Origin of the sequence: Klebsiella quasipneumoniae subsp. quasipneumoniae (assembly GCF_020525925.1) — a bacterium.
Lineage (GTDB): Bacteria > Pseudomonadota > Gammaproteobacteria > Enterobacterales > Enterobacteriaceae > Klebsiella > Klebsiella quasipneumoniae.
Genome location: NZ_CP084876.1, coordinates 4,053,861 through 4,071,349, shown reverse-complemented (window position 1 = coordinate 4,071,349; position 17,489 = coordinate 4,053,861). Strand labels below are relative to the sequence as shown.

At 56.4% G+C, this 17,489-nt stretch carries 16 protein-coding genes; 7 read left to right on the top strand and 9 right to left on the bottom strand.

The genetic code is table 11. The features are described 5' to 3' along the window. Positions 1-53: 53 nt before the first annotated feature. Complete coding sequence (locus LGM20_RS19625) at positions 54-1,325, bottom strand: maltoporin (RefSeq protein WP_023288638.1); 1,272 nt, start codon at positions 1,323-1,325, stop codon at positions 54-56. A 270-nt stretch (positions 1,326-1,595) separates the two neighbouring features. Here LGM20_RS19625 and LGM20_RS19620 point away from each other — a divergent pair, with 270 nt between their 5' ends. The 3 genes from LGM20_RS19620 to ykgO all read left to right on the top strand — a co-directional run bounded on the left by LGM20_RS19620 (position 1,596) and on the right by ykgO (position 3,186). Continuing rightward, a complete protein-coding gene (locus LGM20_RS19620; RefSeq protein WP_023288639.1) occupies positions 1,596-2,666 on the top strand; it encodes a LacI family DNA-binding transcriptional regulator in 1,071 nt (356 codons plus the stop codon). Between the two features lie 116 nt (positions 2,667-2,782). Then, positions 2,783-3,046: a type B 50S ribosomal protein L31 gene (locus LGM20_RS19615; protein WP_004204754.1), complete on the top strand. Its 264-nt coding sequence runs from the start codon at positions 2,783-2,785 to the stop codon at positions 3,044-3,046. Beyond that, positions 3,046-3,186, top strand: coding sequence for a type B 50S ribosomal protein L36 (gene ykgO / locus LGM20_RS19610; protein ID WP_002892018.1), 141 nt, complete (start codon positions 3,046-3,048; stop codon positions 3,184-3,186). Before LGM20_RS19615 ends, ykgO begins: the two co-directional genes overlap by 1 nt. Here ykgO and LGM20_RS19605 read toward each other — a convergent pair. After that, a complete protein-coding gene (locus LGM20_RS19605) occupies positions 3,183-3,881 on the bottom strand; it encodes a GNAT family N-acetyltransferase (RefSeq protein ID WP_044521289.1) in 699 nt (232 codons plus the stop codon). The two genes, ykgO and LGM20_RS19605, sit on opposite strands and share 4 nt — an antisense overlap. Before the next feature lie 100 nt (positions 3,882-3,981). On the opposite strand from LGM20_RS19605, the gene pdxR reads away from it, so the two are divergent. Further along, positions 3,982-5,439 carry a MocR-like pyridoxine biosynthesis transcription factor PdxR gene (gene pdxR, locus LGM20_RS19600; RefSeq protein WP_044521291.1) on the top strand — a complete coding sequence of 486 codons (1,458 nt, stop codon included), beginning with the start codon at positions 3,982-3,984 and terminating at the stop codon, positions 5,437-5,439. On the opposite strand, the gene LGM20_RS19595 is transcribed toward pdxR, so the two are convergent. Further along, positions 5,408-5,878: a YlaC family protein gene (locus tag LGM20_RS19595; RefSeq protein ID WP_023288642.1), complete on the bottom strand. Its 471-nt coding sequence runs from the start codon at positions 5,876-5,878 to the stop codon at positions 5,408-5,410. The genes pdxR and LGM20_RS19595 overlap by 32 nt on opposite strands. A gap of 42 nt (positions 5,879-5,920) precedes the next feature. On the opposite strand from LGM20_RS19595, the gene LGM20_RS19590 reads away from it, so the two are divergent. After that, positions 5,921-6,043 carry a hypothetical protein gene (locus tag LGM20_RS19590; RefSeq protein WP_044521294.1) on the top strand — a complete coding sequence of 41 codons (123 nt, stop codon included), beginning with the start codon at positions 5,921-5,923 and terminating at the stop codon, positions 6,041-6,043. On the opposite strand, the gene maa is transcribed toward LGM20_RS19590, so the two are convergent. From maa to acrA, 5 genes are all read right to left on the bottom strand, one after another. Further along, the gene (gene maa / locus LGM20_RS19585; protein ID WP_023288643.1) at positions 6,015-6,581 is read right to left on the bottom strand and encodes a maltose O-acetyltransferase; all 567 of its coding nucleotides are present in this window, start codon (positions 6,579-6,581) and stop codon (positions 6,015-6,017) included. The genes LGM20_RS19590 and maa overlap by 29 nt on opposite strands. A gap of 158 nt (positions 6,582-6,739) precedes the next feature. After that, positions 6,740-6,958 (bottom strand): HHA domain-containing protein, encoded by a 219-nt coding sequence (locus LGM20_RS19580; RefSeq protein ID WP_002892050.1) that lies wholly within the window; start codon positions 6,956-6,958, stop codon positions 6,740-6,742. A 26-nt stretch (positions 6,959-6,984) separates the two neighbouring features. Next, positions 6,985-7,359: an Hha toxicity modulator TomB gene (tomB, locus tag LGM20_RS19575; RefSeq protein WP_002892066.1), complete on the bottom strand. Its 375-nt coding sequence runs from the start codon at positions 7,357-7,359 to the stop codon at positions 6,985-6,987. A 483-nt stretch (positions 7,360-7,842) separates the two neighbouring features. Beyond that, positions 7,843-10,989: a multidrug efflux RND transporter permease subunit AcrB gene (gene acrB / locus LGM20_RS19570; protein ID WP_044521296.1), complete on the bottom strand. Its 3,147-nt coding sequence runs from the start codon at positions 10,987-10,989 to the stop codon at positions 7,843-7,845. A gap of 22 nt (positions 10,990-11,011) precedes the next feature. Beyond that, on the bottom strand, positions 11,012-12,205 hold the full coding sequence (gene acrA, locus LGM20_RS19565) for a multidrug efflux RND transporter periplasmic adaptor subunit AcrA (RefSeq protein WP_023288645.1): 1,194 nt from the start codon (positions 12,203-12,205) through the stop codon (positions 11,012-11,014). A 142-nt stretch (positions 12,206-12,347) separates the two neighbouring features. Here acrA and acrR point away from each other — a divergent pair, with 142 nt between their 5' ends. Continuing rightward, positions 12,348-12,998, top strand: a complete 651-nt coding sequence (gene acrR, locus LGM20_RS19560; RefSeq protein WP_023288646.1) for a multidrug efflux transporter transcriptional repressor AcrR — start codon at positions 12,348-12,350, stop codon at positions 12,996-12,998. Positions 12,999-13,127: 129 nt separating this feature from the next. Then, positions 13,128-16,475 carry a mechanosensitive channel MscK gene (gene mscK / locus LGM20_RS19555; protein WP_044521298.1) on the top strand — a complete coding sequence of 1,116 codons (3,348 nt, stop codon included), beginning with the start codon at positions 13,128-13,130 and terminating at the stop codon, positions 16,473-16,475. Between the two features lie 35 nt (positions 16,476-16,510). Here mscK and LGM20_RS19550 read toward each other — a convergent pair whose 3' ends face one another. Continuing rightward, positions 16,511-17,422, bottom strand: coding sequence for an Rpn family recombination-promoting nuclease/putative transposase (locus LGM20_RS19550; protein ID WP_044521300.1), 912 nt, complete (start codon positions 17,420-17,422; stop codon positions 16,511-16,513). Positions 17,423-17,489: the final 67 nt, after the last annotated feature.

Here is a 17,489-nt window from a genome sequence, read left to right as displayed (position 1 = left end):
AATGACCTTAGCGTTGGAGATATCAATAACGTATTTTTCTTACCAGAGCGATATTACCACCAGGCCTCAACCTGCACGCCGAAATTCCAGGTATTATTCGCCGTCTGGTCTTCAAATGGTTTACCATCTTCGGAATCATTCAGATACGACGCGAAAATACGTAATTCCGGACGTGACATAAAGTCCGGCCCGTCCGCCAGACCCAGCGCAATGGTATATTTCTCACCGGCCTGTTTGTAACTGGTGCCATTGTTGTAGCTGTCTTTCTGATAGAAACCGCCGACTTCGCCAATCAGGCGCACGTAGTCGGTGAACTGATACTGCCCGCGGGCGACCAGCGACAGCATTCGCGTTTTGTCGGTGTAGTCGGTAATATCATCCGCCGAGCCCCAGGTCAGAACGTGGTTGATGGAGAACTTCTCGGTAATGGGGATCAGACCGGTGTTAATCACGCGATAACCGGTGGCGTCATTCACGTAGTTCCACATATCGTACCAGCCGCCGCCCTGGGAGACCATATTCTGCGCCAGCCCTTTGTTGGCATACTGCAGCACGGTTTTGTTATAGCCGCCCAGCATATCCTGACTGATTTCACCGGTTAGCATCACGCCATTTTCGGCATCGTACAGCCCGCCGTAGCTGTCCTGTTTTTTGGTGGTGTTCGGCATGGCGTAGTCGATGCCGAATTCGGTCCACGACCCGGACCACGGCTTCCATCCCGCATAGCGTAAATCGATATAGTTGATATTGACGTTGCTGTCGCCATCGACGCGATAGTCAACGTCGTTGGCATCGCCGCGGATCCACGCCAGCGAGACGGCGCCCGGGCCAAGGGTGTAGTTTTCCACCCCGGCCCCGGAGCCGGAAATGTTCCAGTATTTGGTATCGATGATGTGCAGATCGTGACGCTGATAGTAACGTTTGCCGCCCCAGATCACCGCATTCGGATCGCCCGGGATCAGCCCTTTGATCTGCAGATTCAGCTGACGTAAGCCGAACTGCGCGTCATCGTTCAGCGTGGTTTCATTATCGTTAGAGCCATCGGAGACCATGCTGACCATGCTGTCGAGATAGAAACTGACATCATCTTTTTTGTAGACCTCGGAGCCCAATTCCAGTTCGCCATAGGTATCCGATTCGTTCCCCAACCGGCCTAGCTTGTTCTTTTGCCATTCCGCTTCGCTACCGTCGCCGGAGACCCCAACCCCGGCGCGCAAATAGCCATGAAAATCAACGGTCGGGATCGCAGCGGTAGCCGCAAAGGCGGAAGGGGTGATTAGCGCAGCGGCTAATGCTGTGGAAAGGGCGCGCAGTGTCGTATTCATCTCTATCCTCTTATTGTTTTGTATTACGTTCACATAACTGATGTCATAAAATGCCTAAATGTAACTTCAGGCAAACGAGATATGATTATTGTGTGACTAAGTGCAAATAATAACGCTGGTTTTTGTTGTGATGAGTGAGGTGATTCACAATTAACCTGGTTGTGAACGTAATACTTTTTGTGGTCTAATTTTGCGATGAGAAGTGGCGGTGAGCGTTTTTTCAAATGGCCCCTGTTACAATCATGGGATAACAACATAAGGAACCGGACCATGAAGTCTAAAAGCGCTACTCTGGAAGACGTCGCACGTCATGCGGGTGTCTCTTACCAGACCGTGTCCAGGGTACTCAACAAATCTGCCAATGTATCCGAAGCGACGCGCCGCAAGGTGGAGAAATCGATAGAGGCTCTACGCTATGTGCCCAACCGGCTGGCGCAGCAGCTGGTGGGGAAGGAGAGCCAGACGGTGGGGCTGGTGACGATTTCGCTGGCCTGGCATGCCCCCTCCCAGGTAGCGGCGGCGGTAAAACGCTATGCCAATCTGGAAGGTTACCAGGTCCTGATTTCGATGATCGATGAGAGCGTCAACCAAAGCATCCAGGATTCCATCAATGAGCTGAAGTCTCAGCGGGTGGATAAGGTCATTATCAACGTGCCGCTGGAGACCGAACAGGCGCAGAAAATCGCCGCTGACAACGATGATATCGTCTGCCTGTTTCTCGATGTTGATCCCTACAGTTCCGTGTTTAACGTTTCGTTTAACCCGGCGGACGGCACCCGGGCCAGCGTCAAATATCTCTACGAGATGGGGCATCGGGAGATCGCGCTGCTGGCGGGGCCGGACAGCTCCGTATCGGCCAAACTGCGGCTGAAAAGCTGGCTGGAGACCCTGGATGGCTACGGCCTGAAGCCGGTGACCGTCCTGCACGGCAACTGGGATGCGCAAAGCGGCTACGCCGGCGCGCTGCAGATGCTGCGTGAAACGCCGAACTTCAGCGCTGTGCTGGTGGGCAATGACCAAATGGCGCTGGGGGTGCTCAGCGCCTTCCATCAGCATCAGGTGGCGGTGCCGGGAGAGAAATCGGTGATTGGCTATGACGATACCTACGAAAGCTCCTTTTTCTATCCGGCATTGAGTACGGTATCGCTGGACCTCGACCTGCAGGGTAAAGAGGCGGTGCGGCGGATCCTCGCCAGTACCAGCGGCGCGGCGCATACCTCATCCATCCTGCCGGCGCGCCTGGTGATTCGCCATTCCAGCGGCGCCAGAGTCGAGCAGGGGAAAGATCTGCAGGCCATCGCGGAGCAACTTCGCGCAATCGCTCACCGTCTGGCGCCCTGAAGCCAAAGGCGAGGAAACTCGCCTCTTTGTTATTACCCCTGATATAACCATGGTTGATCTTTGTCGTGGAACGGCGTAACTTAATTGTTATGTTATAACATAATGACGAGGTCATCATGAAAGCCCATATCCATCCTCCCTATCGCACGGTGGTGTTTCACGACACCAGCGCCAATGAATATTTTAAAGTTGGCTCAACCATCCGCACCGAACGCGTGATTGAGCTCGACGGTGAGACGTATCCGTATGTGACGATCGATGTCTCATCGAAATCGCATCCTTACTACACCGGTAAACAAAAAACGTTCGCCAGCGAGGGTAGCGCGGCCCGTTTCCGCCAGCGCTTCGGCGGCTTTATTGATGCAAAAAGGAAGGCATGATGCAGGTCGTTAACTCATTACGCAGCGCCAAACAGCGCCACCCGGATTGCCAGCTGGTCAAACGCAAAGGGCGGCTGTACGTGATCTGTAAGAGCAACCCCCGCTTTAAAGCGGTGCAGGGGCGCAAAAAACGTCGTTAACGGAAGCTTTCCAGGGGACGGCGCTGCTGGCCGTCGGCGGTAAAATTGTCGGCGGCCAGCCATTGGCGCATGGCGCTATCCAGCTGCGGCCATTCGCCATCAATCACTGAAAACCAGTCCGTGTCCCGGTTGTGTCCTTTGCTCACCAGCGCCTGACGAAAACGTCCTTCGTACTGAAATCCCAGTCGCCTTGCCGCCCGGCCTGACGGCGTATTGAGGCTATTGCATTTCCATTCATAGCGACGGTAGCCGAGCGTCCCGAAAACATACTGCATCAACAGCCAGTGCGCTTCGGTGGCCATAGCCGTTCGGCTCAGCAACGGAGAGAAATGGACATGCCCCACCTCGACCACGCCGTGGTTGGCATCGATGCGCATTAACGCCAGCGACCCGACCGCCGTCCCGCGCTGCTGGTCAACGACGGCGAAATGGATAGGATCGGTCAGCGTCGCAACCTGTGCCACCCAGGCGCTAAATTCAGCCAGACTGGTTTCCGGTTCGCGCAGCAGCCACGTCCAGCTGCGGGCGTCGGGCGCCAGCTGGTGGGCAGCAAACAGATCGCTGGCGTGGGCGAGGGTGAGCGGTTCGAGCCGACAGCGGCTGCCCTGCAGTACCTGCCGCGTTGGCCAGGGGCGGGGTTGCCAGTCGGGCAGCGCGGCGCCGAGCGCCTGTCCAAACTGATTGTATTCACACATTGCGGTTTCCTTACTGGGGATGTACAGGCAGCGTACGCGCTGGGTGGTTCCATAAAAAGTGCCACCAGAGTATGTTTTTATGGATCCACGAGGAGGTGACATGAACATACCGGACGATGCGTTTTATGGATTGGTGACGCAGGGGATGCGGCAGCGAACGGACGAAACCCTGCAGCGCGCCCTTTACCACACTTTGCGCCATGCCATCCTGCAGGGAACTCTGGCGGCCAGCTGCCGTTTGCCAGGATCGCGCGTGATTGCCGGTCGACTGCATCTGTCGCGCAATACGGTGAATGCCGCACTCGAGCAGCTGACGCTGGAAGGATACCTGACGCGAAGCCGTCAGGGGACGCAGGTTGTGCCGCTCGCCGCCAGCCGCCGGCAGGAGGTAAACGCGCCACCCGTTGTGCTGTCTGAGCGGCTGCAGGGGCTGCCAGCCGCTATGCGCCGTGACTCGCCGGCGCTGCCGTTTACGCCTGGCATGCCGGCGGTGAACTATTTCCCGCTGCCGCTGTGGCGGCGGTTAATGGATAAAGCATTGCGCGGCGAGGGCAGCACGCTGCTGGGCTACGGTGAGGCCGCGGGCGATCCCCAACTGCGGGAGGCGATCGCTCGCCATCTGGCGCTCTCCCGGGGTATTCAGTGCGATATCCGGCAGATCGTCATCACCGAGGGGGCGCTGGAAGGGGTCAACTTATGCGCCTCGCTGTTGACCAACCCGGGCGACAGCGTGTGGCAGGAAGAGCCGGGATACCTGGGCGCCAGGAGTGGTTTCCAGCGGGCGGGGCTGCAGGTCTGTGGGATGGCCGTCGATCATGAAGGGATGTGTATGGCCAACGGCGCGGCAGAACCACCCCGGCTGATTTTCACCTCTCCCTCTCATCAGTATCCCCTTGGGAGCGTTATGAGCGCCGCGCGGCGTCTGGCGCTGGTGGAGTATGCCCATCGGCACGGCGCGTGGATTGTGGAGGATGACTACGACAGCGAGTTTCGCCACAGCGGAGAGCCGATCCCGGCGATGCTGGGAATGGTCCCGGATGCCCCGGTGGTCTATCTCGGCACCTTCAGCAAAACCCTTTTTCCGGCGCTGCGTATCGGTTTTATGGTAATGCCGCCCGCGCTGGCGGATGCCGCTCAGGAGGCCATTGGCGCGCTGCTGCGCGGAGGGCACCGCGCTGAACAGCGGGCGCTGGCCAGCTTTATCGAGAAGGGGCACTATGCGCGTCATCTGGCGGCGATGCGTCGTCTGTACCGCAAACGTCAGCAGCTGCTGCGCGAGGCGCTGGCGCAAGAGATCACCGTGCCGTGCGAAGTCCTTGGTGGGGAAGGGGGGCTCCATCTGACGCTGGCCATCGAGGGGATCGACGATCGCGCGATAGCGCAGCAGGCGCGTCAGTTTCAGCTGGCGCCCGCTGCGCTAAGTCATTTCTATCTCGACCCGCGGCGGGGGCGGAGCGGGCTGGTGCTGGGGTATGGCAATACTTCTGCTTCCCGCTATCCGCTGGCGCTGCGGACGCTGAATCGTCTTATTGCGCAGTACCGGCTCGGGTCAGCGTAAAGACATCGTAAAAGGAGAGATCGCCTTTGGTGTCGACCATTTTTTTAAGCTGCGCCTTCTGCTCGCTATCGACGTCCGGCGACTGCAGAATACGGTCGATCAGCTGTCGGGGGACAAAGCGGGTGTTGTACCATTCGCCGTTGTAACACACACGAAAGTCGAGGACATCGATATCTTCGTAACGATAGCGTGGATAGACGTCAAAGAAGAAAAAAGCGTTGAACAGGATGAACAGCACCACCAACAACCAGACCGAATCCACCAGTGTTTCAGAGCGCAGCATCACCACCAGCGTCGCCAGAAACGCGGCATACATGGCAACAAACAGGCCCGGATGGTTACGGATAAAACTGATGCTAAAACGCGGGCGATTATCGCGTTTTTCCTGCACGTTCAGTTCGTCAATGGTGTGAGTAAGCAGGCGTTGTATTTCTGTCATCTTGGTCCCCGAATTCTGCAATAAGCCTGCCCCGTGCGCCCGATGGCTCGGGCGTGGCAGGCTCAGCCTGAAGGCTATTTTATGTTGCAGTATTCTGCGGAGAAAGTAACAGATCAGTTACAGAAAAGCATAACAGTTACGCATTTGGCGGCGGAAGGCGCTTGATGATCTGCGCCGGGTTGCCGCCGACAACGGTACTGGCGGGGACGTCTTTAGTGACCACCGCTCCGGACGCGATGACCGCATTATCGCCAATGGTCACCCCGGGATTGATCACCGCCCGACCGCCAATCCACACATTGTGGCCAATGGTCACCGGTTTGCCATATTCCTGGCCGCTGTTTCGGGCCTCAGCATCCAGCGGATGGGTGGCGGTATAGATATGGACGCCCGGGGCCAGCATGCAGTTATCGCCAATATGGATAGGACAGACGTCCAGCATCACGCAGTCAAAATTGGCGTAAAAACCGGCGCCGAGAAAGATATTGTAGCCGTAGTCGCAGCGAAAGCTTGGCTCGATATACGCATCGCCAGCGCGACCGAGCAGCTCGGCGAGAATACGCTGACGTTCTTCCTGCGCATCCGGGGCGGAATGATTGTAACGGTGCAGCAGCTGTCTGGCGCGCAGACGATCGGCGCGTAGCGTTGGGTCGCCAGATAAATAGAGCTCACCGGCGATCATTTTGCGTTTTTCTTCACTCATTGGTCTTCCTTATACCTGACGTTAGATGGCCGCAGCAGTATAAAAAAGAAACCGATTACAGGTTTGCTGTTGGCTAAATGATGTGATGACTATCACAAAGATACCCTGCTGAGGCTGGCGATTACCGCCCGGTCAGCAGATCGCGTCGGGCGCGGTAATTAGCGGATAAATTTCCAGACGGACGTCGGGATCTTATCGTACAGCTTATTCATGGTCAGTTCAGCCAGACGATGATCGGCGGCTGAGTAAAATACCGCCAGCTCATTATCAGAAAGTTCATATTTGTTTTTTTCAATGACGCGCTCCAGCGTGTCAATTGTCTGGCAACGGCGTAAGCGCATCAAATAGTCTGTTTTAGTTAATGGCTTATCAGACATAATTCCACCTTTTGATTGTAATAATCCTAACACGAAAGACTGGCCGGATTTTCCCGGCTGGCGTTGACAAAACAACGAAATAACCGATTACCGGATTTTTTCCACTTTTGCAAATCCGTAGAGTTAATGCCGTAGTTACTGAACAACGTAAATGTATCGTCCAGATATTCGTCAACCTGAGCGATCAGCTTATTATCCTCAGCGTACTTAATTTTATAATTAAGGGCGAATGTGGCAATGTGCTCGATCAGTTCATTTAACTGGAGATTGACAGCCGATGTCGGGTCGTTGACCCAGCCATGGTTGCTCTCTTCCAGGTTTGCAAGGCAGTCATGATACAGCGTTTCGCAGAGAAAGCGTAGTTGTGCGATATCATGTCTTTTTGGCGAGTATTCGTCCATAACGCATCCCCTTTTGAGTGGTTTAAACGACGACTAACAAACACCGTTGTGGGATGAACACGACTAACTGACCTGACACTAACTGAGTAATCCTGCTGATTTAACTATAATCCACTCTCCAACAGATTTCATCGTGCTATTACGAAAAATTACAATTATCAGAGAGAAATTATCTTAAAAATAGACGAATTAAATTCTCCGACCCGGGCGCGCAGCCTGAAAAATAGAGATGTCTTATCAATCATTGGCTTAAGGCAGGCAGTCGTCGCGTTCAGAAACCGCCGGCCGTGATGATGATATTAGGATTATTCCTGGTAAATGAGCGTAAGAAGATCCTAAGGGCTAAACAGCGTGATAGATATAGCCGGGAACACATCAATATATATTAAATGCAGCGCGAAAAATAAACAATGGCAATATGTGCCCTGTGGGTAATGATCAAAAAAAGGGCCGCAGTAGCGGCCCTTTGTTCATCAGTGCAGATTAATGATGCTCAACCTGATGGCTGTGCTCAATATCTTCCGATTTCTTACTAAAGCGGCGTCGCACCACCACAAAGAACACCGGCACGAAGAAGATTGCCAGGATCGTCGCGGTCACCATCCCGCCCATTACGCCTGTACCTACGGCGTTCTGCGCACCGGAGCCCGCTCCGGAGCTGATAACCAGCGGCATAACCCCAAGGATAAACGCCAGGGAGGTCATCAGGATCGGACGCAGACGCATACGTACCGCTTCAAGCGTCGCCTCAATCAGCCCTTTGCCCTCTTTCTCCATCAGGTCTTTGGCGAATTCAACGATCAGTATCGCGTTCTTCGCCGACAGGCCGATGGTGGTCAACAGGCCGACCTGGAAGTAAACGTCATTGGTTAAACCGCGGAAGGTGGCGGCTAACAGCGCGCCGACCACACCCAACGGTACGACCAGCATGACCGAGAACGGAATCGACCAGCTCTCATACAGCGCTGCCAGACACAGGAAGACGACAATCAGCGAGATGGCATACAGAGCAGGGGCCTGGTTACCGGACAGCCGCTCCTGATAAGACATCCCGGTCCAGTCGTAGCCAATACCCGACGGCAGTTTACCCGCCAGCTCTTCCATCAGGCTCATCGCCTCACCGGTACTCTTGCCTGGCGCTGCCTGGCCAAGAATTTCCATTGATGGCAGACCGTTGTAGCGTTCCAGACGCGGCGAACCGTATTCCCAACGCGAGGTGGAGAAGGCGGAGAACGGCACCATCTGACCATCACTGCCGCGAACATACCACTTGCCGATGTCTTCCGGCAGCATACGGTATTTCGCTTCGGACATGATGTACACTTTCTTCACGCGGCCGCGGTCGATAAAGTCGTTGACATAGCTTCCGCCCCAGGCGGCGCCCAGCGTGGTGTTAATGTCGCTGATGGAGACGCCCAGCGCCTGGGCTTTTTCCTGATCGATATCGACTTTGAACTGCGGTGTATCTTCCAGACCGTTAGGACGCACGCCGGTCAGCACGTCAGGATGCTGCGCCACCATGCCAAACAGCTGGTTACGTGCCTGGGTCAGTTTTTCGTGTCCCAGGCCGCCCTGGTCAATCAGCTGGAAGTCAAAGCCGGTCGCGGTACCCAGTTCAACGATAGCCGGCAGGTTAAAGGCGAAGACCATCGCGTCTTTAATCTGCGAGAAGTAGCCCATCGCCCGACCGGTGATCGCTTCAACTTTGTTTTCGTCGCCTGGACGCTGACTCCAGTCTTTCAGCGAGACGAACGCGATACCGGTGTTCTGGCCGCGGCCGGCGAAGCCGAAGCCGTTAACCGCAAACACGGATTCCACGTTGTCCTTCTCTTTGGTGAGATAGTAATTCGTCATCTCATCCAGCACTTTCTGCGTGCGCTCTTGGGTGGCGCCGGCAGGCAGCTGGGCCATACTCAGGAACACCCCCTGGTCTTCGTCCGGCAGGAACGAGCTCGGCAGACGAACGAACAGCCACGCCATACCCACCACGATGATCAGATACAGCACCAGATAACGACCGGTGCTGCGCAGAATGTTGCCCACGCTGTCGGTGTAATGGTGCGTGCTCTTATCGAACATGTGGTTAAACCAGCCGAAGAAACCCGTGGTCGCGCCATGGCTGCCTTTCTGAATAGGCTTCAGCATCGTGGCGCACAGCGCCGGCGTCAGGATCAGCGCGACCAGTACCGATAGCGCCATCGCGGAAACGATGGTGATGGAGAACTGGCGATAGATGGCCCCGGTTGAGCCGCCGAAGAACGCCATCGGGATAAATACCGCCGACAGCACCATGGCGATACCTACCAGCGCGCCCTGAATCTGCCCCATCGATTTACGCGTCGCTTCTTTCGGCGGCAGGCCTTCTTCGGCCATGACGCGCTCGACGTTCTCGACCACCACGATGGCGTCATCCACCAGCAGGCCGATGGCGAGCACCATCCCGAACATCGTCAGGGTGTTTATCGAGAAGCCAAACGCCGCCAGCACCGCGAAGGTCCCTAACAGGACCACCGGCACCGCGATGGTCGGGATCAGGGTGGCGCGGAAGTTCTGCAGGAACAGATACATCACCAGGAAGACCAGGATGATCGCTTCCACCAGCGTTTTAACCACTTCGTGAATAGAGATTTTCACGAACGGGGTGGTGTCATACGGGTAAACGATTTTCATCCCCGACGGGAAAAACGGCTCCATCTTCGCCAGTTCAGCGCGGATCGCGTTGGCGGTATCCAGCGCGTTCGCGCCGGTAGCCAGTTTAATACCCAGACCGGACGCAGGCTGGCCGTTATACTTCGCCACCACGTCATAGCTTTCGCCACCCAGTTCAATTTTGGCGACATCACGCAGACGAACCTGGGAACCATCCTGGTTCACCTTCAGCAGGATGTTGCCAAACTCTTCCGTATTGGTCAGACGCGTCTGCGCGACGATGGAGGCGTTGAGCTGCTGGCCTTTCACCGGCGGCGTACCGCCTAACTGACCAGCGGCTACCTGGGCGTTCTGCGCTTTCAGCGCGCTGATCACGTCCACCGGCGTGAGCTGGAAGTTATTCAGTTTATTCGGATCCATCCAGATACGCATCGCGTACTGGGAACCGAACAGCTGAACGTCGCCGACGCCGCTGGTACGGCTGATCGGGTCCTTCATGTTGGCCGCCACGTAGTCCGAAATGTCGTCCTGGTTCATGGTGCCGTTGGTGTTAATGACGCCGACAACCATCAGGAAGCTGCTGGACGCTTTCTCAACGCTGATCCCTTGCTGCTGTACTTCTTGCGGCAGCAGAGGGGTGGCCAGGGCCAGCTTGTTCTGAACCTGAACCTGGGCGATGTCCGGATCGGTACCGGATTCGAAGGTCAGGGTGATGGTCGCCGTACCGGTGGAGTCGCCATTCGAGGACATGTACATCAGGTGATCGATACCGTTCATATTCTGTTCGATAACCTGAGTCACGGTGTTCTGCACGGTTTCGGCGTCAGCACCAGGGTACATGGCGGTAATGGAAATTGCTGGCGGCGCAATCGTCGGATATTGCGCCACCGGCAATTTGAGGATCGATAATCCCCCAGCCAGCATGATGATGATGGCGATCACCCATGCAAATATGGGGCGATCGATAAAGAAATTAGGCATGTCTTAACGGCTCCTGTTTAAGTTAAGACTTGGTTTGTTCTGATGGCGCGTTGCCTGCGGCTTGCTGTTTATCATCAGAAGCTACTTCCTGCGCTTTTACCTGCACGCCTGGTTTGATTTTTTGCAGGCCGGTGACGATAACGCGATCGCCGGATTTCAGACCGTCAGTGACCAGCCATTTATCGCCAATCGCTTGAGAAGCAGTGACCTGGCGGACTTCGACCTTATCGCCTTCACCCACTACCATGACGCTGGCGTCACCGCGCGGCGTACGGGTCACGCCCTGTTGCGGCACCAGCAGGGCGTCAGGGTTAACCCCTTCTTCCAGACGCGCGCGGACAAACATCCCCGGTAACAGGGTGTGATCCGGGTTGGGGAAAATGGCGCGCAGCGTGATAGAGCCGGTGGTCTGGTCGACAGTCACATCCGAGAACTCCAGGGTGCCGGACTGCGGATACTTAAGACCGTCGTTAGTCACCAGCTCCACTTTCGCTTTACCGTTTTCCTGTTTCAGACGGCCATCGGCCAGCTCCTGTTTCAGGCGCAGGAAATCATTGCTCGACTGGGTGACGTCAACATAGATCGGATCCAGCTGCTGAACGGTTGCCAGAGCGGTTGACTGACCATTCTGCACCAGCGCCCCTTCGGTCACCGCGGATTTACCAATGCGGCCGCTGATCGGCGAGGTGACTTTGGTGTAGGCCAGATTGATGCGCGCGGTTTCCACGGCCGCTTTCGCCGCGACCACGGCCGCATTGCTCTGCTGCGCCGTTGCGACGGCGGTATCGTAGTCTTGTTGACTGATATACTTAGTGCCTAACAGTTTCTGATAACGCTTGACCGTCAGTTGATCCATGTTTGCCGCCGCCTGGGCTTTTGCCAGGTCGCCTTTGGCGCTGTCATAGCTGGCCTGATAGGTGGCTGGATCGATCTGATACAGGGAGACGCCGGCCTGGATATCGCTACCTTCGACGAAGTTACGTTTCAAAATAATGCCACTGACCTGAGGGCGGACTTCCGCAATGCGATAGGCGCTGGTGCGGCCTGGCAGTTCGGTGGTCATTTGTAGAGGTGCGGATTTGAGCGTCACAATACCGACTTCCGGCATGTGCTGGGCTCCCTGTTGAGCCGGTTTATCGTCACATCCTGTTAGCGCTAAGCTGCCTGAGAGCATCAGAACGACCGCCAGAGGCGTTAACCCTCTGTTTTTGTTCATATGTAAACCTCGAGTGTCCAATTTCAAAATGTTCAGTGGCTCAAACAACCACAAACCCACTACAGTCTTTCTATTATGGTCGTGCTATGGTACATACATTCACAAATGTATGTAAACGTAACCTCTGTAAAGTCATTAACCTATGGCACGAAAAACCAAACAACAGGCACGTGAAACCCGGCAACTGATTCTGGATGTTGCTCTGCGTCTGTTTTCGCAGCAAGGCGTATCATCTACCTCGTTGGCAACAATTGCAAAAGCTGCGGGTGTAACGAGGGGGGCTATCTACTGGCATTTCAAGAATAAATCAGATTTATTCAACGAAATTTGGGAGCTGTCAGACGCCAGTATTAGCGATCTCGAAATTGAGTATCGGGCAAAATTCCCTAACGATCCACTCTCAGTTATCAGGGAGATATTAGTCTATGTTCTTGAAGCGACGGTGACAGAGGAGCGCCGTCGGTTGATGATGGAGATTATCTTCCATAAGTGCGAATTCGTCGGTGAAATGACCGTGGTGCAGCAGGCCCAGCGGCAGTTATCCCTGGCGAGCTACGAGCGCATCGAGCAGACCTTGAAAGAGTGCATCGCCGCGAAGCTGTTGCCCGCCAATTTACTCACCCGGCGAGCGGCGATTTTAATGCGCAGCTATCTTTCCGGCCTGATGGAGAACTGGCTGTTTGCCCCCGACTCGTTCGACCTGCATGCGGAAGCGCGCGACTATGTTGCCATCCTGCTGGAGATGTATCAGTTCTGCCCCACGCTGCGCGGCCCGGAGAACCTGTCAGCGTAAACGTCGCGCGCGGGGGGACGTGAATTTATAGCGCCGTCCGCCGCTATTCGCCAGCGATGAGAAGTGCTATTCTTCGCGCTTGCGACGACCCCCGGTATTCTCCGGCATTTGCATTCATTCATATTAACTATGCTGCACACGATCTCCAGGCAACGCGCCACGTTCATCTTTATCATTATACTGCTCTGTTTTATTGGCCTTTTCAGTCCAGTTCAGGGCCGCGCCGCGGACCTCCCTGACCGGGCGGAGGTGCAGAGTCAGCTCAATACATTAAACAAGCAAAAAGAACTGACTCCGCAGGATAAACTGGTCCAGCAGGATTTGACCCAGACCCTGGAAACGCTGGATAAAATCGATCGCATCAAGAGCGAGACGACGCAGCTCCGCCAGCAGGTCGAGCAAGCCCCGGCGAAGCTGCGCCAGGCGGTGGACAGCCTTAACAATCTGAGCGATGTCCCGAACGACGATGCGACGCGCAAAACGCTGAGCACGCTCTCCCTGCGTCAGCTGGAATCACGCGTCACCCAAACGCTGGACGATCTGCAGAATGCGCAAAACGATCTGGCGACCTACAACAGCCAGTTGGTTTCCCTGCAAACGCAGCCGGAACGCGTGCAAAATGCGATGTACAAAGCCTCCCAGCAGCTGCAGCAGATCCGCAATCGTCTGAATGGCACCTCGGTGGGGGATGAGACTCTGCGTCCGACCCAGCAGGTGCTGCTGCAGGCCCAGCAGGCGTTGCTTAACGCGCAGATCGAGCAGCAGCGCAAGAGCCTCGAAGGCAATACGGTGCTGCAGGATACCCTGCAGAAGCAGCGTGACTACGTCACCGCCTGGAGCAACCGGCTGGAGCATCAGCTGCAGCTGCTGCAGGAGGCGGTGAACAGCAAGCGGCTGACCCTGACTGAGAAAACCGCCCAGGAGGCGGTCACGCCCGACGAAACGGCGCGTATTCAGGCCAACCCGCTGGTCAAGCAGGAGCTGGATATCAACCACCAGCTGAGCGAGAAGCTGATTCAGGCGACGGAGAACGGCAACCAGCTGGTGCAGCGCAATATTCAGGTGAAGAACTGGCTCGACCGCGCCCTGCAGTCTGAACGGGATATTAAAGAGCAAATTTCTGTGCTCAAGGGCAGCCTGCTGCTGTCGCGCATTCTCTACCAGCAGCAGCAGACTCTGCCGTCGGCGGATGAGCTGCAGGATATGACCAATCGCATTGCCGATCTGCGGCTCGAACAGTTCGAGGTGAATCAGAAACGCGACGCGCTGTTCCAGAGCGATGCCTATGTCGCTAAGCTGGAAGAGGGGCACAGCGCTGAAGTAAACGATGAAGTGCACGCCGCGCTGCTGGAAGTGATCGACATGCGCCGGGAGCTGCTCGACCAGTTCAATAAACAGCTGGGGAATCAGCTGATGATGGCCATCAACCTGCAGATCAACCAGCAGCAGCTGATGAGCGTCTCGAGCAGCCTGAAAGAAATTCTGACCCAGCAAATTTTCTGGGTGAACAGCAATAAACCGATGGACTGGGAGTGGATTAAGGCCTTCCCGGAAGCGCTGAAAGGTCAGTTTAAGGCGATGAAAATCACCGTGAACTGGGAAAAAGCGTGGCCGGCGGTGTTTGTCGCTTTTCTTGCCGGATTGCCGCTGCTGCTGATTGCCGGCCTGATCCGCTGGCGTTTGCAGTGGCTCAAGGATTATCAGGCAAAGCTTGCTTCCCAGGTAGGCCAGCTGCGCAATGATACCCAACTGCATACGCCGAAGGCGATCCTTATCGACCTGATCCGCGCCTTACCAGTGGTGCTGGTGATTCTGGCGATTGGCCTGATCTTACTCACCATGCAGCTCAATATCAGTGCTCTACTGTGGGCATACAGTAAAAAGCTGGCGATGTTCTGGCTGGTGTTTGGCCTGTGCTGGAAAGTGCTGGAAAAGAACGGCGTAGCGGTCAGCCACTTTAATATGCCGGCGCAATTGACCAGCCACTGGCGGCGGCAGATTGTTCGCGTCAGCCTGGCGCTGCTGCCGCTGAATTTCTGGTCGGTGATTTCCGAGCTGTCGCCGCTGAACCTGATGGACGACGTGCTGGGGCAGCTGGTGATTTTCTTCAACTTACTGCTGATAGCGGTGCTGGTCTGGCCGATGTGCCGGGAAAGCTGGCGCGATAAAGAGTCGCACAGCCTGCGCCTGCTGACGATCACAGTGCTGTCTATCGTTCCGGTGGCCCTGATGGTGCTAACGGCGACCGGCTACTTCTACACCACGCTGCGCCTGGCGGGACGCTGGATCGAGACCGTCTATCTGGTCATGATCTGGAACCTGCTGTACCAGACTGTGCTGCGCGGCCTGAGCGTGGCGGCGCGGCGCATCGCCTGGCGCCGGGCGCTGGCGCGCCGTCAGCATCTGGTGAAGGAGGGCGCGGAAGGCGCCGAGCCGCAGGAGGAGCCGACTATCGCCCTCGAGCAGGTCAACCAGCAGACGTTACGCATCACCATGCTGGTGATGATCGCGCTGTTCGCGGTCATGTTCTGGGCGATTTGGTCGGATTTGATCACCGTTTTCGCCTATCTCGACAGCATTACCCTCTGGCATTACAACGGCACCGAGGCAGGGGCCAGCGTGGTGCGCAGCGTCACGATGGGCAGCCTGCTGTTTGCCATTGTGGCGTCGATGGTTGCCTGGGCGCTGATCCGCAACCTGCCGGGGCTGCTGGAGGTGCTGGTCCTGTCGCGGCTCAACATGCGCCAGGGGACTTCCTACGCCATTACCACCATTCTTAACTATGCGATTATCGCCATCGGGGCGATGACGGTATTCGGGTCGCTGGGCGTCTCATGGGATAAACTGCAATGGCTGGCGGCCGCGCTGTCGGTTGGTTTAGGTTTTGGTCTGCAGGAGATCTTCGGTAACTTCGTCTCCGGCCTGATTATTCTGTTCGAACGTCCGGTGCGCATTGGGGATACGGTGACTATCGGCACCTTCTCCGGTACGGTAAGCAAAATCCGTATTCGCGCCACCACCATCACCGACTTCGATCGCAAAGAGGTGATCATCCCGAACAAGGCGTTCGTTACCGAGCGCTTGATCAACTGGTCGCTCTCCGACACCGTGACCCGCGTGGTGATCCGCCTCGGCGTCGCCTACGGTTCCGATCTGGATAAGGTGAAGGAGGTGCTCCTGAAGGTCGCGCACGATCATCCGAAAGTGATGCAGGAGCCAGCGCCAGCGGTCTTCTTCACCACCTTCGGGGCCAGTACCCTGGATCATGAACTGCGTCTGTATGTCCGTGAACTGCGCGATCGCAGCTACACGGTGGATGAGCTCAACCGCGCCATCGACCGTCTGTGCCGGGAGAATGACATCAACATTGCCTTTAACCAGCTGGAAGTCCATCTGCGAAATGAAAAGGGCGACGAGGTCACGGAAGTGAAGCGGGACGGAAAGGGTGACGATTTAGCTCCCTCCGTCGCGTCTTAACTGAAAAGGGGCGGCGCAAAGCCGCCCCTGCTGCATCAGGGCGTCAGCGCGGCGAGCTCTTCGTCGCTAAGCCCGGTGAGTTCCCGCACGATTTGACGTTCGAGGCCGCGCGCCAGCATTCTGGCGGCGATGCTGCGAGTGGCGGCTTCTCGACCTTCCTGCTCGCCCTCCTGCTGCCCCTGTTTACGGCCTTTCTCTTCCAGCCATTCGGCAATGGTCATCATCAGCTCCTTATGTCTGGGCGACTGCGCCGCCAGCGCGCGGATCAGCGCCCCCGGATGTTCCGTGGTACCCGCCTGCAACATATAGCGCAGCAGCGTATTTAACTGCGCCTCTGTCAGATAGCCTTGCGTCATCAGCGCAATCAGCGGCACCTGCAGCTCGGCCAGATCGCGATGGCGGATATGCTTTTGCAACAGCTCCAGCATGGCCATACGCCGATGACGGACGATCTGATTATCTGGCATAACGGTGAGGTCCACCAGCGGAAAATCACCGCTATAGAGCGCCTTCGCCAGCGCCGGTTCGGCGAATAGCTGTTGCCAGTTGCGGGGCCAGGGCCAGGGGCTGACCTTGCCGTGATAAAACAGAATTGGCACCACCAGCGGCAGCGTGTCGTGGCCAGCGTCCAGATGACGCTGCATGGCGGCCAGCGCGTAGCGCAGCAGGCGAAACGCCATCAGCTTGTCCGGGGTACTCTGGTGCTCAATCAGCGCGTAAACATAGCCCGGTCCGTGGCGGGTGCGCAGTGAGTAAAGGATATCGGAATAGCTGGCGCGCAGGTCCTCTTCAACAAAGCTACCGGAGACCAGCTGCAGTGAATCCAGCTCGCAAATTGCCAGAAACGGCGCGGGCAGATACAGCTGCAGGAAATCCTTCGCCACCGCCTGATGCATCAGCATCTGGCGAAAAACCGCATCGTGCGGGGTTTGACTGACCTTTTCCATCAATATTGCCTCCATCGGCGTCATGCGCAGAGGACCACTCTGCCAGCACGTCGTCGTGGGCAACATC

Coding starts and splice junctions, on each gene's coding strand:
- LGM20_RS19625 (WP_023288638.1), bottom strand. CDS start 1,325: ATGAATACGACACTGCGCGCCCTTTCCACAGCATTAGCCGCTGCGCTA.
- LGM20_RS19620 (WP_023288639.1), top strand. CDS start 1,596: ATGAAGTCTAAAAGCGCTACTCTGGAAGACGTCGCACGTCATGCGGGT.
- LGM20_RS19615 (WP_004204754.1), top strand. CDS start 2,783: ATGAAAGCCCATATCCATCCTCCCTATCGCACGGTGGTGTTTCACGAC.
- ykgO (WP_002892018.1), top strand. CDS start 3,046: ATGCAGGTCGTTAACTCATTACGCAGCGCCAAACAGCGCCACCCGGAT.
- LGM20_RS19605 (WP_044521289.1), bottom strand. CDS start 3,881: ATGTGTGAATACAATCAGTTTGGACAGGCGCTCGGCGCCGCGCTGCCC.
- pdxR (WP_044521291.1), top strand. CDS start 3,982: ATGAACATACCGGACGATGCGTTTTATGGATTGGTGACGCAGGGGATG.
- LGM20_RS19595 (WP_023288642.1), bottom strand. CDS start 5,878: ATGACAGAAATACAACGCCTGCTTACTCACACCATTGACGAACTGAAC.
- LGM20_RS19590 (WP_044521294.1), top strand. CDS start 5,921: ATGGCTCGGGCGTGGCAGGCTCAGCCTGAAGGCTATTTTATGTTGCAG.
- maa (WP_023288643.1), bottom strand. CDS start 6,581: ATGAGTGAAGAAAAACGCAAAATGATCGCCGGTGAGCTCTATTTATCT.
- LGM20_RS19580 (WP_002892050.1), bottom strand. CDS start 6,958: ATGTCTGATAAGCCATTAACTAAAACAGACTATTTGATGCGCTTACGC.
- tomB (WP_002892066.1), bottom strand. CDS start 7,359: ATGGACGAATACTCGCCAAAAAGACATGATATCGCACAACTACGCTTT.
- acrB (WP_044521296.1), bottom strand. CDS start 10,989: ATGCCTAATTTCTTTATCGATCGCCCCATATTTGCATGGGTGATCGCC.
- acrA (WP_023288645.1), bottom strand. CDS start 12,205: ATGAACAAAAACAGAGGGTTAACGCCTCTGGCGGTCGTTCTGATGCTC.
- acrR (WP_023288646.1), top strand. CDS start 12,348: ATGGCACGAAAAACCAAACAACAGGCACGTGAAACCCGGCAACTGATT.
- mscK (WP_044521298.1), top strand. CDS start 13,128: ATGCTGCACACGATCTCCAGGCAACGCGCCACGTTCATCTTTATCATT.
- LGM20_RS19550 (WP_044521300.1), bottom strand. CDS start 17,422: ATGGAAAAGGTCAGTCAAACCCCGCACGATGCGGTTTTTCGCCAGATG.